The sequence below is a fragment of the Microbacterium sp. NPDC055988 genome, from assembly GCF_042269505.1.
Lineage (GTDB): Bacteria > Actinomycetota > Actinomycetes > Actinomycetales > Microbacteriaceae > Microbacterium.
Genome location: NZ_JBHJXY010000001.1, coordinates 3,530,278 through 3,545,113, shown reverse-complemented (window position 1 = coordinate 3,545,113; position 14,836 = coordinate 3,530,278). Strand labels below are relative to the sequence as shown.

At 67.3% G+C, this 14,836-nt stretch carries 21 protein-coding genes and 1 tRNA gene; 10 read left to right on the top strand and 12 right to left on the bottom strand.

Annotation, left to right across the window (positions count from 1 at the left end):
- Positions 1-53 precede the first annotated feature (53 nt).
- A complete protein-coding gene (locus ACFC14_RS17050) occupies positions 54-953 on the top strand; it encodes an NUDIX domain-containing protein (RefSeq protein ID WP_376106999.1) in 900 nt (299 codons plus the stop codon).
- Positions 954-998: 45 nt separating this feature from the next.
- Here ACFC14_RS17050 and ACFC14_RS17045 read toward each other — a convergent pair whose 3' ends face one another.
- The 5 genes from ACFC14_RS17045 to ACFC14_RS17025 are packed head-to-tail and all read right to left on the bottom strand — an operon-like array spanning position 999 to position 4,691.
- A complete protein-coding gene (locus ACFC14_RS17045; protein ID WP_376106996.1) occupies positions 999-2,465 on the bottom strand; it encodes a DUF222 domain-containing protein in 1,467 nt (488 codons plus the stop codon).
- A 52-nt stretch (positions 2,466-2,517) separates the two neighbouring features.
- The gene (locus tag ACFC14_RS17040; protein WP_376106993.1) at positions 2,518-2,889 is read right to left on the bottom strand and encodes an RNA-binding S4 domain-containing protein; all 372 of its coding nucleotides are present in this window, start codon (positions 2,887-2,889) and stop codon (positions 2,518-2,520) included.
- Positions 2,889-3,557, bottom strand: coding sequence for a lysoplasmalogenase family protein (locus ACFC14_RS17035; RefSeq protein WP_376106990.1), 669 nt, complete (start codon positions 3,555-3,557; stop codon positions 2,889-2,891). Before ACFC14_RS17035 ends, ACFC14_RS17040 begins: the two co-directional genes overlap by 1 nt.
- 59 nt (positions 3,558-3,616) lie before the next feature.
- Entirely contained in the window at positions 3,617-4,072 is a 456-nt protein-coding gene (locus ACFC14_RS17030; RefSeq protein ID WP_376106988.1) for a hypothetical protein, read from the bottom strand.
- Positions 4,073-4,106: 34 nt separating this feature from the next.
- Positions 4,107-4,691 (bottom strand): GNAT family N-acetyltransferase, encoded by a 585-nt coding sequence (locus ACFC14_RS17025; protein WP_376106985.1) that lies wholly within the window; start codon positions 4,689-4,691, stop codon positions 4,107-4,109.
- Between the two features lie 108 nt (positions 4,692-4,799).
- On the opposite strand from ACFC14_RS17025, the gene ACFC14_RS17020 reads away from it, so the two are divergent.
- A tRNA-Pro gene (locus ACFC14_RS17020) sits at positions 4,800-4,876 on the top strand.
- Between the two features lie 15 nt (positions 4,877-4,891).
- On the opposite strand, the gene xerC is transcribed toward ACFC14_RS17020, so the two are convergent.
- Both xerC and ACFC14_RS17010 read right to left on the bottom strand, forming a co-directional pair.
- A complete protein-coding gene (gene xerC / locus ACFC14_RS17015) occupies positions 4,892-6,196 on the bottom strand; it encodes a tyrosine recombinase XerC (protein WP_376106982.1) in 1,305 nt (434 codons plus the stop codon).
- A 12-nt stretch (positions 6,197-6,208) separates the two neighbouring features.
- Positions 6,209-6,883, bottom strand: coding sequence for a helix-turn-helix domain-containing protein (locus ACFC14_RS17010; protein WP_376106979.1), 675 nt, complete (start codon positions 6,881-6,883; stop codon positions 6,209-6,211).
- Between the two features lie 153 nt (positions 6,884-7,036).
- Here ACFC14_RS17010 and ACFC14_RS17005 point away from each other — a divergent pair, with 153 nt between their 5' ends.
- The 6 genes from ACFC14_RS17005 to ACFC14_RS16980 are packed head-to-tail and all read left to right on the top strand — an operon-like array spanning position 7,037 to position 9,969.
- Positions 7,037-7,267: a hypothetical protein gene (locus tag ACFC14_RS17005; RefSeq protein ID WP_376106976.1), complete on the top strand. Its 231-nt coding sequence runs from the start codon at positions 7,037-7,039 to the stop codon at positions 7,265-7,267.
- 45 nt (positions 7,268-7,312) lie between these two features.
- Positions 7,313-8,041: a helix-turn-helix domain-containing protein gene (locus ACFC14_RS17000; RefSeq protein ID WP_376106973.1), complete on the top strand. Its 729-nt coding sequence runs from the start codon at positions 7,313-7,315 to the stop codon at positions 8,039-8,041.
- Entirely contained in the window at positions 8,038-8,205 is a 168-nt protein-coding gene (locus ACFC14_RS16995) for a hypothetical protein (RefSeq protein ID WP_376106971.1), read from the top strand. The genes ACFC14_RS17000 and ACFC14_RS16995 overlap by 4 nt, the downstream gene beginning before the upstream one ends.
- Entirely contained in the window at positions 8,202-8,807 is a 606-nt protein-coding gene (locus ACFC14_RS16990) for a hypothetical protein (RefSeq protein ID WP_376106968.1), read from the top strand. Before ACFC14_RS16995 ends, ACFC14_RS16990 begins: the two co-directional genes overlap by 4 nt.
- Positions 8,804-9,316 carry a hypothetical protein gene (locus ACFC14_RS16985; protein WP_376106965.1) on the top strand — a complete coding sequence of 171 codons (513 nt, stop codon included), beginning with the start codon at positions 8,804-8,806 and terminating at the stop codon, positions 9,314-9,316. Before ACFC14_RS16990 ends, ACFC14_RS16985 begins: the two co-directional genes overlap by 4 nt.
- A complete protein-coding gene (locus tag ACFC14_RS16980; protein WP_376106962.1) occupies positions 9,313-9,969 on the top strand; it encodes a hypothetical protein in 657 nt (218 codons plus the stop codon). Before ACFC14_RS16985 ends, ACFC14_RS16980 begins: the two co-directional genes overlap by 4 nt.
- A gap of 122 nt (positions 9,970-10,091) precedes the next feature.
- Here ACFC14_RS16980 and ACFC14_RS16975 read toward each other — a convergent pair whose 3' ends face one another.
- A complete protein-coding gene (locus tag ACFC14_RS16975; protein ID WP_376106959.1) occupies positions 10,092-10,586 on the bottom strand; it encodes a hypothetical protein in 495 nt (164 codons plus the stop codon).
- Positions 10,587-10,659: 73 nt separating this feature from the next.
- Here ACFC14_RS16975 and ACFC14_RS16970 point away from each other — a divergent pair, with 73 nt between their 5' ends.
- Together ACFC14_RS16970 and ACFC14_RS16965 are read left to right on the top strand one after the other, a co-directional pair.
- Positions 10,660-11,148 carry a hypothetical protein gene (locus ACFC14_RS16970; RefSeq protein WP_376106957.1) on the top strand — a complete coding sequence of 163 codons (489 nt, stop codon included), beginning with the start codon at positions 10,660-10,662 and terminating at the stop codon, positions 11,146-11,148.
- A 132-nt stretch (positions 11,149-11,280) separates the two neighbouring features.
- A complete protein-coding gene (locus ACFC14_RS16965; protein ID WP_376106954.1) occupies positions 11,281-11,970 on the top strand; it encodes a hypothetical protein in 690 nt (229 codons plus the stop codon).
- A 140-nt stretch (positions 11,971-12,110) separates the two neighbouring features.
- On the opposite strand, the gene ACFC14_RS16960 is transcribed toward ACFC14_RS16965, so the two are convergent.
- The 4 genes from ACFC14_RS16960 to ACFC14_RS16945 form a co-directional block, all read right to left on the bottom strand.
- Entirely contained in the window at positions 12,111-12,605 is a 495-nt protein-coding gene (locus tag ACFC14_RS16960) for a hypothetical protein (RefSeq protein WP_376106951.1), read from the bottom strand.
- 27 nt (positions 12,606-12,632) lie between these two features.
- Positions 12,633-13,589 carry a hypothetical protein gene (locus ACFC14_RS16955; protein WP_376106949.1) on the bottom strand — a complete coding sequence of 319 codons (957 nt, stop codon included), beginning with the start codon at positions 13,587-13,589 and terminating at the stop codon, positions 12,633-12,635.
- Positions 13,586-14,077, bottom strand: a complete 492-nt coding sequence (locus tag ACFC14_RS16950; RefSeq protein WP_376106946.1) for a DUF6932 family protein — start codon at positions 14,075-14,077, stop codon at positions 13,586-13,588. The genes ACFC14_RS16955 and ACFC14_RS16950 overlap by 4 nt, the downstream gene beginning before the upstream one ends.
- A 115-nt stretch (positions 14,078-14,192) precedes the next feature.
- Positions 14,193-14,822: a hypothetical protein gene (locus ACFC14_RS16945; protein ID WP_376106943.1), complete on the bottom strand. Its 630-nt coding sequence runs from the start codon at positions 14,820-14,822 to the stop codon at positions 14,193-14,195.
- Between the last annotated feature and the right edge of the window lie 14 nt (positions 14,823-14,836).

The following is a 14,836-nucleotide window of genomic DNA, read 5'->3' as shown; positions in this document are numbered from 1 at the left end:
GGCGCATGTCGCGCCGCGGTGCCGATGCCCCGATGCTGTGAAAGGCTGAGGGGGTGACTGTCGTACCTCCTGCCGCTGGTGAACCGCGTCGCCCCGAGGGGCCGCGGGATCCGGGTGATGCGTGGGTCGTGGCCGAGTCGGGGGAGAAGTACTGGGGGCGCTTCGGCGCGGCCGGTCTGCTGGCGTTCGACCCTGCCCGCGGCGTCCTGCTGCAGCACCGTGTGGCGTGGAGCCACTTCGGCGGCACCTGGGGCCTGCCTGGCGGAGCGCTGCATGAAGGCGAGCGTGCGATCGTCGGTGCGATCCGCGAGGCGCAGGAGGAAGCGGGTGTGCCCGACGGTGCGGTGCGGCCACGTTTCACCAGCGTGCTCGATCTGGGCATCTGGTCGTACACGACCGTGATCGCCGACGTGCAGGTGCCGTTCGACCCGGTGATCAGTGACCCGGAGAGCGTGGCGCTCGAGTGGGTGCCGGTCGACCAGGTCGATGCACGGCCGCTGCATCCGGGCTTCGGTGCGTCATGGCCGGCACTGCGCGCACTGCTCGAGGTGCGGCCGGTGGTCGTCGTCGACGCGGCGAACGTCGTCGGATCGGTGCCCGACGGGTGGTGGAAGGATCGCGCGGGGGCGGCCGGGAGGCTGCGTGCACGGTTGGAGGGATTGACGGTGCCTGCCGCCGACCTGGAACTCGAGGGCTCCGCGTGGTTCCCGGAGGTGTCGATGGTGGTCGAGGGGCAGGCCCGCGGCATCGATTCCGATGCGAGTGTCGTCTCCGTCATCCGCGCCGATGCCGCGGGCGATGATGCGATCGTCGCCGAAGTCGAGCGTCTGGTGTCCGCGAAGCGCACCGTGGTCGCGGTGACCAGCGACCGGGGACTGCGCGAACGGGTCGAGCACGCGGGTGCCGAGCACGTGCGATCGGCCGGATGGCTGCGCGATCTGATCGATCACTGATTCCGACGTCTCACCGCGGGCCAAGGCTCATCCGCCGAAACGGCGTCAGACGAACACGACTCGTCGGGGCGGCGGATCGGAGTAGGCGCGTCCGAGCGGACTGCGCCAGGTGATGCTGCCGTCTCGCTCCTGCTGCGCCGCCCACCGATGCGGGTCGGGGATGTCGGGGTGCTTGAGGGTGTGGTGCGCGCGGCAGAGATGGCCGAGGTTGTCGAGGCGCGTCTTCCCGCCCTTGGCATGATCGTGCTGGTGGTCGACCTCGCAGCGGTGCGCGGGCATGCGGCAACCGGGAAAGCGGCAGTGCTGGTCACGAGCACGGAGGAACCGCCGCATGCCCTCTGTCGGGGTGTAGGTGTCGGTTTCGATGAGCATCCCGGCGGCGTCGAGGAACAGACGGGTCCAGCCGTTGTTCCCTCCCGCGAGAGCGCGGGCGACGTCGGGGTCCAACGGGCCATGCCCGTCGAGCTCGGCCGGTTGGTCGTCGAAGCCGGCGAGCGTGGTCGCGGCGACCGTCACCTGGACTCGCCCCTGGATGCGACCGAGGCCGTCGCCGTGTGCACGGCTCGGGTCGCCGGCGAGGAGGAGATCGGTGAAGAGGTCGGCCTGGATCTGCGCCCACGTGCGCGCGTCGGCAGGGATGTGCTCGATCTCGGGATCGGTCGCGAACGTTTCTCCGTCTGCGCTGAAGATCCTCCCGTCGGCGTCGGCGTCGGCGTCGGCAGCAGCGACGGCGTTGGCCGCAGGGGCGTAGGCGTCGAAGGCCGGGTCGTCGAGCGCGAAGTCTTCGGGATGCAGAGCATCGATGTCCTCGTCCGACCACCAGGGCAGGAACGCGGGGACGGAATCCTGGCGCGCGCGCACGACATCGCGTGTCATCCGGCTCAGCCTGTCGGAGATGGCGGTCGCGATCCATTCGGGTAGCACTGCGGTGAGCAGGGCGAGGCCGTCGTCGAGCGACTTCACGGTCACGCACCGTTCCTCAGCCCCTCGGCGATGCCGCTCAACGACGCTCTCACCGATGAGGGCGCTGGCGACCTGTCTGGCGTGCGCGCGGGTGCGGGCAGCGGTGTCCTGTTCGGCGACGACGAGGACTGCCGTCTCGAACAGCGCCATGACGCTGGCCTCGACCTTCTTGTTGCGGATGGCTTCGGCGACGAGCGCGCTCGCGCGGGCGATCTCCCGAACGTGGCCGGCGCTCAACAAACCCGCGGCGAACGCTGCACGGACCGCGGGGAGGTGGTCGTGAAGCGCCTGCGCGTCGGCGAACGCGAAGTCCATCGACCCGCGAGACACGTGACCCGCGGCGGAGAACTCCGCGATCATGGAACGGCGGATCGCGTCGCGGTGGAACGGGCTCGCTGACACCTCGGCATCGTGGAGGACGATCTGCTCGACCAACAGGTCGGCTGCCTCGGATTCGAGCGCGGCGATGCGCCGCCGCTTCTCGACCCACGCCTCCAGTACGCGGCGTCGCTCCGCGAGTTCGAGGTCGAAGTCGGTGTGAAGGGCCATACCCCTATTCTAGAACAAATCTTCGAAAGATCGACGCGAGGATGACGGAATATCAATCCTCTGGGTCGTGGTTCCGCCCGCGCAGTTTGTCGATATCGCGTCGCTCGCGTTTGGTCGGGCGTCCGGCGCCTCGATCACGCAGACCCAACGCGGCCTGCGGTTCCCGCGCCGGCGTCTTGTCTTCGTAGGCGAGCGCTGCCACCGGCGCGCCCACTCGCTTGACGAGGAGCTGCCGCACGATGAGGATCCGGTCGAATCCGGCGATGCGGATGCGCAGCTCGTCGCCCACGCGCACCTGCTGCGCGGCCTTCACCTTGTCGCCGTTCACGCGTACATGCCCGGCACGGCATGCGGTGGTCGCGGCTGACCGGGTCTTATAGACGCGGATCGCCCAGAGCCAGCTGTCGACGCGTGCCGCATCCATCAGGCAGCCCGCTTTCGCAGGGTGACCAGCGCGCCCGCGATGATGAGACCTTGGCCGAGCGTGTAGCTGAGCATCACAGCCGGGCTGCTCCACGCCGGAAGTCCCTCGGGAAGGAAGAGTCGGAACGCCAGCAGTGTGTCGCTGGCGAGGAAGAACGCGCCGCCGATTGCGACGAGCGGATGGCATCGGGCGGAGAATGCCGCCGTACCGCCGAGCACGACGCCGTAGACCGCGACCGCGACCAGCAGGCCCCCGGTGTGCGGGCCGAGGACGGTGATCATCGCCACCCACCAGAGCGCGTAGACGAGCGCCCACCACGGCATCCGTCGCACGCTCAGTCGGCGGGCGAACAGCAGGATGTATGCCACATGGGCGATGCCGAAGAACAGCAGCATCAGCGGGAGCTCGGGGGCGGCCGGGAAGAACACCCCGGCCCCGTCGCCGAGCCACGAGAAGAGCAGCGCTGCGAGGAGCAGGATGAGGGTCGTCGGCGGCTTGAGCCACCGGGCGGCGGCGAGGACGGGGATGGCGAGCAGCGGCATCAACAGGAGCTTCGTCGGTCCGGCGAGCGGGCTTCCGGCGGCGAGCAGCGCGACGTGTAGAACGGAGACCGCGACGTAGGGGAGGAAGGCCCAGGCCAGGAGCGAGGACGAGGCGCGGCGCTGCATCTCCCCATCGTAGGGTCGGCCGATCGCCGGGCGCGCTGTCGGATGAGGCATATGCAGGGTCAGGATTCGACGGTGACCTGCTGGACGGCGTCGTCGATGCCCAGGTGCACGGCCGGCCAGTACCCCTCGGGGAAGTGCTCGCCGCAGGTGTCGGTCAGGTGTAGGACGGCGGTGCCGTCGGGGGTCACCTCGATCGCTTCGAGGGCGAGATCGGAGGCGGCGTCGTCGAGGTCCTGTCGCTCGGGTTCGCCGGTATTGAAGTTCGCGACGACGGCGTCGGTCGCGATCCGCTGCAGCGTGTGTAGCCGCTTGACGACCTCCCGCATGCGGGGGAGCAGCGGCGCCACCTCGTCGGGAGTCTGTCCCTCGAGCATGAGCTCGATCTCCGCTCCCTCGACCGAGATCGTGCCGACGAACCAGTCGTGCGTGAGCACCGAGCCGTCGGTGAGCTGGGAGGTGGCGCGGGTGAAGGTGCCGAGTTCGGGATCGTCGATGGTCGGGCTCGCGTCGCTCATGCCTTCACGCTAGCGGCTCGGGGGCGTGGCGCGATCATGGGGCCAGCTCGAGGGCGACGAGGGTGCGCCCCGGCTTGAGTTCGGTCTTCTCGATGAAGCCGGCCGCGAGGAACGTGCCGAGCGTGCCATGGAACAGATCGTTGGATCGCTGCTTCTCGCCGCGGGTATCGACCGGGTACCCCTCGATCAGTCGCGCTCCGGATTCGTGGGCGTAGTCGACGGCGGCTTCCAGGAGCGCGCGGTTCAGCCCGGCACCGCGGTGCTCGCGCCGCACGACGAAGCACGTGACCGCCCAGACCGACTCGTCATCGAACGGCTCGGTGGTCGCCGCGGCGATGATGCGCGTGCGCGGGATGCGCGCCTGGCGGGTACGCGGCCCGATCCTGATCCAGCCGGCGGCATCGCCGTCGACGTAGGCGATGATCCCGGGCGGTGGCCCCTCGTCGATCTCGGCGCGGAACATCTCGGTGCGCTGCGGAGTCGTGGTCGTGTTCCAGTCCTTGTTGCTCAGCACCGGCCAGATGCACTGGCAGCTCGCGCCGTCGCCACCTCCGGTGAGAGCATGCTGCACATCGTCCCAACGAGCTGTCGTCGCCACCTCGGTCGTGATCGTCACCATGCACGGGAGGCTACGCGCGGCATCCGACAACTCGCAACGGCTCGGTTCGCGGAGGGGGTCGAGATGCGGCTAAGATAGGGGAGTTGCCTGCGCGAGAGTGCAGAACAACGGGCTGTGGCGCAGCTTGGTAGCGCACTTGACTGGGGGTCAAGGGGTCGCAGGTTCAAATCCTGTCAGCCCGACCACATAGAGGCTCGGAATCACGCGGAAGTCGCGAGGTTCCGAGCCTCTGTCGTATCCGCCGCCGTGCCGCGGTTGTGCACTCGTTGTGCAGTTGCTCGCGGGACGAGCGCTGAAGCGCTCTCCGCAGCACGCCGAGCGGCATCGCCGATCAGGTGCGTGTAGATGTCGCTCGTGACCGAGATCGACGAGTGACCGAGCCGCTTCGACACGAGGGCGATGTCGGCACCGCTCGCGAGCAGCAACGACGCGTGCATGTGCCGCAAGCCGTGCAGCGTCATCGCGGGCAGGGCGACATCGCGCCGCAGCGCGTCGAACAGCCGCGTTACGTACTGCGGGCGCAGCGGCTCGCCGTTCTCGTAGGTGAACACGTAGCCAGAGCCGACCCAGGCGGCATCCCACGCCGAGCGCTCGCTGTCCTGCGTGATCTGCCAGGCGACGAGTGCACCGACCGCAGCATCGTCGAGTTGCACGACGCGACGGCCCGCGCTGGTCTTCGGCGAGTTCTCGACGACCTCGCCGCTCGCCTGCACGCGCGTGCTGCGCACGGTCAGTTCCCGCCGCGCGAGATCGACGTCGCCCCAGCGCAGCCCGACGAGTTCAGCCCGGCGAAGTCCGGTCAGGACGGCGACCTCGAACAGCGCACCGAGCCGGTGCTGTGCGGCTCGATCCAGGAACGCGCCGACCTGTACGGGCGTCCACGGCTCGAACTCGTGCGCGTCAACGCTCGGCAGCTGCACACCGCGCGCGGGGTTCGACGCGATGATGTCGTCGCGCATCGCCGCCGTGAGCGCGCCCTGCACCACGGCGACGATCCGTCGCACCGTCGTCGCGCCGCGTCCAGCCGCGATCAACGCGTCGACGAAGCGCCGCACGTCGGCGCGCTTGATGTCGGTCAGTCGCAACCGTCCGAGCGTGCTCGGTGCGATGTCCTGCTCGACGTATCGGCGGTAGTTGTCGAGCGTCGAGCGCTTGATGTCGCCGCGCTGCTCGCGACCGGTCAACCACTCGTCGAGCCACTGCGCGAACCGCACGCGGCTCGTCTCGACGAACTCGCCCGCGTCGTGCTGCGTCTTCGCCTTCGCGTACGCGGATTGCGCTGCACGGCGGCTGTCGAAGTTCCCGACGCGCGTCTGTAGACGCCGCCCTGCCGCGTCGAATCCGCGTGACAGGTAGTAGCCCCACTTGCCATGCTTTCCGCCGCTCTCGCGTGCAGCGACGAGCGCCGGGCAAGCGCGCGCGATCTGCTGCTCGGTCGCGTTCTCAGGCAGGTTGCCGTACGGCTTGCCGCGCTCGTCGCGGCACGAGCATCTGCTGTAGATCATGATCTCCCTCTCTCAGTTGGCCGTCTCAGGTGGACGGACGTTCTCACGCGACGACGTCGCGCGCGGGCGCGCTCGCCACAGGTGCGGATGCAGCGCGCGCCGGTCGAGCGCGTCGCGCGCCGTGACGATGCCGGGCGTTGGATTCGCCGCAGCCCAAGCGTCGTAGCCCTCGAACTCGTCGGGCGGGCGGAACTCGAACAACTCGATCGCATAGTCGGCGTGCTCGCGCAGACGCTTCGCGAGCATCCGCTCGATGCGCTCGCGAAGCGGGGGACTCTTCGCGACGCGTCGACGCACCGCATCCATCGCCGCCACATAGCGATCCCAGGCGTTGCGCGCTTCGGCGAGCGCGTCCCCGGCGCTCTCGAAGTACGACCATGCTCGAGCGTCCGGCGACTCGTCCGGCGAGCGCAGACGCGCGGCGACGTCGATCTCGTGGTCGTCGGCGAGCATGACCGGGTCGCTACTCGCGAGCAGGTCGGCGACGGTGCAGTCGAGCGCTTCCGACAGCGCGAGCAGGTCAGTTACGGTGCAGTGCCGCGTGCCTGTCTCGATCGCGTAGATGACGTGACGGCTGTACCCGAGATCACTGCTGAAGCGATCGCGGGCGAACGCTTCGCGTCCTACGCCGAGCGCTGTGCGCATGCGCTGCACGTTCTGACCGACGATCTCGTCGATGTTGCTCACGATGCCTCCCGAGTGATTGCTGTGATTCCCAGCACCATAGCCCATCCCAGCGACGTAACAGCAGCAGATCGCTTTGGAAAGACGCTGACAGCACAGGTGTCGCACTGCCGCGCTTAGAGTCCCACTGAACAGCACGACCGAAAGAGGACACCGATGAACACCACGACCACCGCACCCGCTGCGTCCGTCGATACGGCGACGCCGACGCTGAGCGAGATCAGAGAGCGCGCGACGATCGACGTCGAGAGTGCGGGGCGCATTCTTGGGCTGGGTCGCGACAGCGCCTACAAGGCCGTCCGCGAGGGGACTATCCCGAGTCTGCGCATCGGTCGGCGTCTCGTCGTGCCCGTGCCGCGTCTGCTCGCTCTGCTGGGCGAGGGCTGATCGACCGAGACGACCGACCTACTCGACGGAGGGCGAGCACACACGATGACCACGACCGCAGACCGCCGCGAGCGCGACGGCTTCACGATGATCCCCGACTGGCTCGTCGAGAGCAGCGCGATCTCGCTGCACGACTACGCCGTCCTGATCGTCCTGATGAAGCACGCGCGCAGCACCGGGCAGTGTCATCCCGGATTCGCGACGATCGCGGCTCAGGCGCGCGTCTCTCGTGACACCGTCATGCGGGCACTGCGCTCGCTCGAAGGGCACGGGCTGATCTCGATCGAGCGTCGACGCGTCGGCTCGAAGAATCTGCCGAACCGGTACACGCTGCACGTCGAGCAGGGCCGGGTAGTCGCTGACAGCGACCACTCAGCGAGCAGCGCGACCGCGCGCGGGGTAGGCGCTCACAGCGACCAGGTAGTCGCTGACAGCGCCCAGGGGTGGTCGCTCCCAGCGACTCGAACGAGAGTTACCAACGAGAGTCAGGGACGAGAGGGAAAGCGCACCGCGAGCGGCGCGCGCCGCCCGACGAAGCGCCAGGCCGTGTTCATCGCCGATCTGCGCAGCATGCTCGCGCTCGATGATCCGCAGCCGCAGCCGCAGACCTTCGCCGACGCTCACGCGTTCATCGGCGAGCACTGGCAGGAAGTGCAGCGCCGCGCGCACAACGGCGAGGGCGTCGAATGCTCTGCGGCTGATCTGTCACCCGAGGCGCGCCGGTACGCGCGAGAGCACGGGCTGCTGCTCGACGACGAGAGGACGACCGCATGATGATCGCCGTCGCTGGGCTGCTGATGATCGCCGCTGCGCTCGTCGGCCTGCTCGATGCGCTCGGATTGCTGCACAACGCCTGCACAACCCGCGAAGAAACCGCAGATCAGACAGGTAGGCGCTTGATTGCGGATCAAGCGCGTGACGAAAGGAAGACGACGTGATGACCACCACCGACAACGCGCTGCTCGCGCTGCTCGAAGATCCGAGCCAGGCCGAGGTCGACCGGCTGCTGCATCTCGTCGACCATCCGACAGGCGACGTGATCGAAGACCCGATCGACGTGCTGCGCACGCGCACTGTGCTCACCGTCGCCGAGTTCGCCGAGATCATGCAGGTAGGCCGCACGAGCGCATACGAGATGATCGCGCGCGGCGACGTGCTGACGATCCGCATCGGCAAGGGCGAGCGCGGCATCCGCGTTCTCGCGCAGCCGCTCGCCCGGCTGCTCGGCGACGTCTGCCCGCACTGCGGGCGCGAGGGCGGTGCATGGATGAGCCGCTACCTGTCCCCGCTCGTCATGCGTGCGCGTCGTCTCGTCACGGCACCGGATCGCGAGAGTCTGCGCGCTGCGATGTCCATGCGACGCCGCGCGAGCGCCGACTACGGGCGCGCGCTCGACGAGATGCAGCCTCGCCACCACGGCGCGGTGAAGGCGTACGCCGCAGCGCTGAGTGCTGAGGCTGCAGCGCACCGCGCCGAGGCCCGCGAACTGCGCGAAACGCTCGCGGCTCTCGTCGGGGTCGAGATCGGCGGTCAGCGATGACGACCGGCTACCGGATCATGCACGAGATGCTGCGGCGCGAGTTCGGCAGCGCGGTCGGTCGCCCGTGCGCTGCGCCAGGGTGTCGTCGGCTCGCTGACGGCTGGGGTCTGGTCGGCGAGGCGTCGCACTTCGGCGAGAAGGGTGCCGACGAGAGCAAGATCGTCCGTTGGTCGAATGACCCGAACGACTACGCGCCGCTCTGCTACAGCCACAACGCGCAGTTGGATCACGGCGGCGATTGGCTGATGTGCCCGCGCGGTCACGTCCGCATCACGTGGGGCGCAGACCCGGACGGCGGTTGTCGCGGATGCCGCCGCGAGCGGCTGCGCGAGCACAAGCGCCGACGCCGCGCCGATCCCGAGTACCGGGCGCGCGAGAACGCGCTCAACCGAGAGCGCCGAGCACGTCGACGCGCAGCAGACCACCGCGCAGCGAGCGCGGCGCTGTCTCGCAGCAGCGAGCAGCACGACACCGGCCAGACGGCCATGACGAAGGGAAACCACCCGTGACGAACCACGCTGAGAACGTCGACCGCTATGCCGAGCGGCTGCTCGCGCTCAACAGCATCGCGACCCACACCGACGCGAACCTGAGTCCCGAGGGGCTGGCGCAGTGGCAGCGCGCGCAGGTCGAGCAGTGGCGGGCGAAGACGGCGCAGATCACGCCGAGCGTGCCGAGCGTGCCCGAGCGCTCGTCGGTGCTCGACGGCCTGAAGCCGCGCACCGCTGACGACGTCGCGCTGCATGCCCGCGAGCGCGAGAAGGTCGCCGCGCTCGTCAGCGCCGGGCGTCCAATCGAGAGCGTCATCGCATCCGCCGACCGCGTGCGGCTCGCGGCGATCCTCGACGGCTTGGAGACGTCCGATGACGTGCTCGCGAGCGGTCAGGGCGACGCGATCATCGCCGAGCGCACGGCGGCGATCTTCGATCGGCTCGCCGAGGTCGACGACGCTGCGCGCAAGATCGCCGACGCCGAGGCTGCTGCTGCACCCGGCCAGGCGTGGGCTGCGGTCTTCGCTGATGCCGTCGAGCAGGGCGTCGCGGGCGTCGCTGCGAAGTCGGATCTCTACCGTGCGGACGCGTCCGCGTACGATCTCGTCGCCGCAGCCGAGCGCGAGGTCGACGTCGCGGCGATCGACCGCATGCTGCACGTGCTCGCGTAGTCGAGCGCTCACAGACGGCGGCGTCGTGTCGGTCATCCGCGACGTCGCCCGGGAGAGGCGAGCAGCCTAGTGCCGGTGCTGCTCGCCTCTCTGCTCTCATGATGAGAGCGAAGATAGGGCGGTCAGTCGAGCGTCTTCACCGAGACGTGCTCTTCGCCGTTCGGGCGTACCCAGTGCAGTTCGGCGGTGATCTGCGATGCCGATCCCATGTGCAGAAACCAGTTCATCGTCATCGACTCGCCCGGTCTCATCGTGTCCGTCTCCGGCTTGACGAACCGGAACCTCTCGCGCTTGATGTGCTTGTCATCGACGGTGATCCGTACGCCGCTCACCGGCTCGTCGCCGCCCAGCGTGAATCTGTAGGTACGGCTGCTGCTCGTCTGTGATGACTGCATGCTCCACGGGTTGCGGTACTTCTCGCGCTCGGCGCGTTCGAGTGCGTTCTGCTCTTCGATCGCCGCCGCTATCCGCTCCGATGCGGCGGCGGCGCGCTCTTCGTGCTTCTGCGCCTCACTCGCCGACACTCGGGCGTCGCGACGTGCTGCACGTGCTTCCCACGCCTGCCAGCCAGCGATTAGCGCTGCGACGATAGCGACCCCGGTCGCGATCCATTCCATGCGCCAGACGCTACCGTGACCCGCCGACATATGTTCGCGCTACGGGAACAACGTATGCCGCTACGCTCGCCGTATGGACGACGTCGCGCTCATTGCCATAGTTGCAGCACTCTACGTCCTCGGACTCGTGTTCACAGGCTGGGGGCTGTTCAACGCGGTGATTACGACGCAGCGCGATCTCATCTCCGCGAAGCAACGTATCGTGACGCTGGAGCGCCTGGAAACGAAGCACAAGGCTGAACGTGCGTCGTTCGACGAAGACCTGAAAATCGAACGAGAGGCCTTCAGCGAGGCACTGGGCCGAGACTTCACCCCCGACGATCACAAGACATGGAACGATCGTCAGTCCGCGCGTCTGGGGGTTCTCATGGCACGGCACGACGAGGAATACGCCAGCCTTGACCTCGTCCGCGCGACCTATGGGAACCTGCCACGTCTCGCTCAGTACGAGAGCCAATGGGTGATCCAGCGGCTCATCGACTCGAACAAGATCAACCTCGTGCTGCTCGGGGTGGGAATCGTCATGTCGACGGTCGCGAGCATCTGGTCCCTGTTCCTGTAGAGGCCGTCGACGGGACACCATGAGCCAAGACACGCAGCGTGGTGTTGTGCTCCTGCGTCCGGCTGGCATGTCGTCGCGGCTGACTCATCACCGTGGTTGCGGTCGGTTAGCCGGTGCCACCAGACTCAGCGTGTGCCAACTATCGTGACGCCTCCAGACCCGCAGATCAGCGTTGACAAGTTCATCCGCGCAATGAAGACGCCTCACAAGTTGTTGTCCCTGCACCCAAGGTCAGTGGGACACCCCGGCAACTCGGCTGCTCTCAGCCCTGCGATCGTGCTGACTAGCATCTCTGCATTTGAAGGCTTTGCCGAGGACTTCACCGCGATCATGCTCGCGCACGCGGGCGCCGGGTTTGTAGAGATCGCTCAGGCTGTCGGCAAGTGGAATAACCCGGCGTTGCCGGAATTTGCCGGTCGGGCGAAGCAAGACTATCCGGCGGCGGCGGCTGCGATCGACGCGCCCACATCAATCTCGGTCTTCGAATTCCCTCACGTTGGTCGTCCCGGTTCGGTTCAACGTGCTCACGCATGGAGCCGTATCCTCACTGAGAGCAGGGGTTGGATGCAGGTTCGCCATGCCCTGACTCACGGGCTCACTACCGGTTGGCGTTCAGAACGCTGGCCCCCGCCTCTGCGCACGACCGATCCGCCTGCGTCGAGTGTTCTAAGACAGATGTCCGCGACCGAGCATTCTCTTGGGCTCTACGGTGCAATCAACTGCGCAAGGATCTATTCGCTGGGCGCGCGGAAGATTGCTGAGGGAGTGGCTGGTGTCTCCGGACATTCTCTCGACTGGTCTGCATTGCCCGAGTTTGAATGAGAGTGTGGTCGCGAAGCAGCAGGCTGTCACGATTGCCGCAGTTAACCGTGCCGTGCAGGTGCACAACGGGTGCACTAGGCCGAACTAAACCGCTGATCAGAGGCTTCGGTACTTGACTCGATGTCAACAGCCGCAGTCGCTCAGCGCTGCGGAATGAACAGTCCGCAAGCCTCGGCCAACTGATCGGGCCAGAACACAGGCTGCAACGGCGAGGGTTTCCAGCCGGTCGCTTCCTGGATGAAACCGCCCTTGTCGGCTCGGTTCTCGTTCCACAACTTGTCTTCGACGGGCAGCCGCGTCCACTGGATCGGCTCGCCGGTCGCGACCTCGATCGGCATCGTGAAGTGGTCGAGGAATGTCTCGGCGTCGTTGCCGAAGAGATTCACGGCGTGTGGCGCGAACTCGTATGCAGCAGCACCGCCGATGAACCAGGAGATGTGCACCGCGCCAGCACCCCACCGCGCTTCGGCATGCTCGTCGATCGGGTACGTCTTGCGCCAGATGCGCCAGAGTTCACCCGCCGACGTGTCGTCGCTGTCGTAGTCGTCACTCACCGGGTCGCCGTTCGCCTCCCAGTACAGCGTGAGTTCGCCGTCTCGCTCGACATCGTGACGTCGCGTCTTCCAGGAATACATCGTGGCTCGCTCTCGGCTCGTGTGCGGTTAGATCAGCGTAGGGGCATCGGGCAGCGGCTCGATCGAGCGCAGTGTGTAAACCTGTCGGCGGCGCGGGTTCGCTCCCTTGCCGACGATCGCCACGACGTCGAACTCAGCACGCACACGCTGGTTCGCCGCGTCATGCTGTACAACCTGCTCCATGAGTTCAGGGGTCGGCACCGCTGCTTCGATCGCGCCAGCGCCGTCAGGGGCGAACCAGAGCGCACCGATAGACCGCCGCTGCCCGTCGATCGCACCTGAGAGCGTCGTCGTCGTGCTGCTCTCCTGATGCTCATCGAGCACACGCAGCAGCGCTTTCGCACCGTGCGGGCCGACGTGCACCGGCTGGAAGCCGTGCTGTGACCGCAACTCACCTTGAACGTCCCAGTCTTGGGCGTCGATCGCTTTCGCGGCGCGCTTCAGCCCAGCGTGGGCCTTCTGCGGCAGACGGGCAGCCAGACCAGACAATACGTCGTCGTTCAAGTCGTCGCTGTCAGCCTCAGAACGCGCGAGCAGCACGGCGACCATGTCGAGCGACTTTGAGTCGACAGACGGCGTGCGCGTGTTCTGGGCGGTGCGACCCGCAGCCTCTTCGGGCGTGGCTGCGCGCAACACAACTCGGACAGAGCCGGGGGCCGGGGCGAGGATGCGAAGCGTCGACGCGCGCCGCTGACGGTCGAGCAGGTGCTTCGCCACCTCTTTCGTCGCGTCGGCGACACCGCGCACGAACGCAGCGAAGGACTCGGCGTTCGCCTCGTGGCCGTGCACCGTCTCGCCGTCGAGATGCAGGTCGAGTTCGGACTGCGCACGGTTCGTGAGTTCGAAGAGGACGGGCCTCAGCGCGTCGTTCTCCGCTGCGAGTGCTTCGAGCGACTGACGCTGAAGACGACTCGCGAAGTCGTCGCCCTCGGCGGCGTGCCATGCGTTGCGGAACTCGTCGAGTGCCTGTTCTGTCAGCGTCATGGCTTCACCTCCAAGAAGCCCTTGCGGGTGCCCGTCACCTTGTCGCGGTTCTGGTCGAGCACCGTAGACCAATGCTCGCGCCAGTAGAGCGTGTTGTCCACGTTGCCGCGAAGACAGATGAACGCGTCGACCAGACCCGACATCGGCTGCTGGCGGGGTGGCCCGTTCTTGGTGAACATCGGGTTGAGCCGCTGCTGCTGTTCTTCGGTGAGGTTGTTGAGATCATCCGGCCTGAGCATGACCGTAACATCAACGTCGGACGGAGCAGCCCACGGCTTGTGCGTGACGAAGCCGCCGTCGACCCAGAACCGGGCATCAGGGACAACGCTGGTGATGATCCCGTGCCAGAGGCGGAACGCGTCGAAGACGACGCGGCGGCGGTCGCTGAACGGCGCAGCGACGACGAAGCGCTCTTCGATCTCATCGAGCGTCGCCGCGTGCAGGCCTTGTGGCAGGTACCAAGCCCCGTCTTCGAAGGCCGGGATCACGCGTCACTCCCCATGCGCGTGAGTATATCCACAGCGCTCGCCGCATCCTTGTTCTCGTCACGGGAACATGCGCCGCGCCGTGCTAGTCGGAACTGCGTATGGCCGATCTCGAGGTTCACTCGTCGCGAGGCGCTGGCGTCTGAAACGTCTGCCCCGTAGACGTCGCGAGGAACGCCGCGCCGCGATCGGGCGCGTCGAGATCAAAACTGAGTGGCGAGCGGCGACTCGTGCCGTCTCCAAGGTCGACAGCGCCCCGGAACTGTCGCCGACCCTCACTGCGAGCGAACGCCTCGACGTCCGTCAACATGTACTCGCGCGACGCGCTCGCCCCCGGTTCCAACCGCTGCGGCAGCGAAGGCTCACCGTCGAAAGTCCACGACATGTTCTTGTTCTCGGCAGGCTTGCCGACTGCGAAGAAGAAGCGCTCGATGTTAACGGCAGCGCGCCCGGTGTTGCGCGCGGTGATCTTGACGAAGACGACCGAGTAAGGGACATGGCTCGGCGGGACTGACGTCGCAGGCCAGTCTCGCTTGCCCCGTCGACCGACCCAAGATGCCGACCGTCCGGGGTTCCGCACAACGGCCTCGATCTCGACGACGACACGGTGACCGGATCGCACCCACGCGATGATGTTCCAGATCAGAGCGCTCAGACCGACCAAAGCGGCGAAGATCGAGATACAGAGAGCCACGAGCGCGAGGGGATCGACGATCAGGTCACCGGTCGGTTCAGGTGCGGGGGTCACGTCGCCGAGACTAT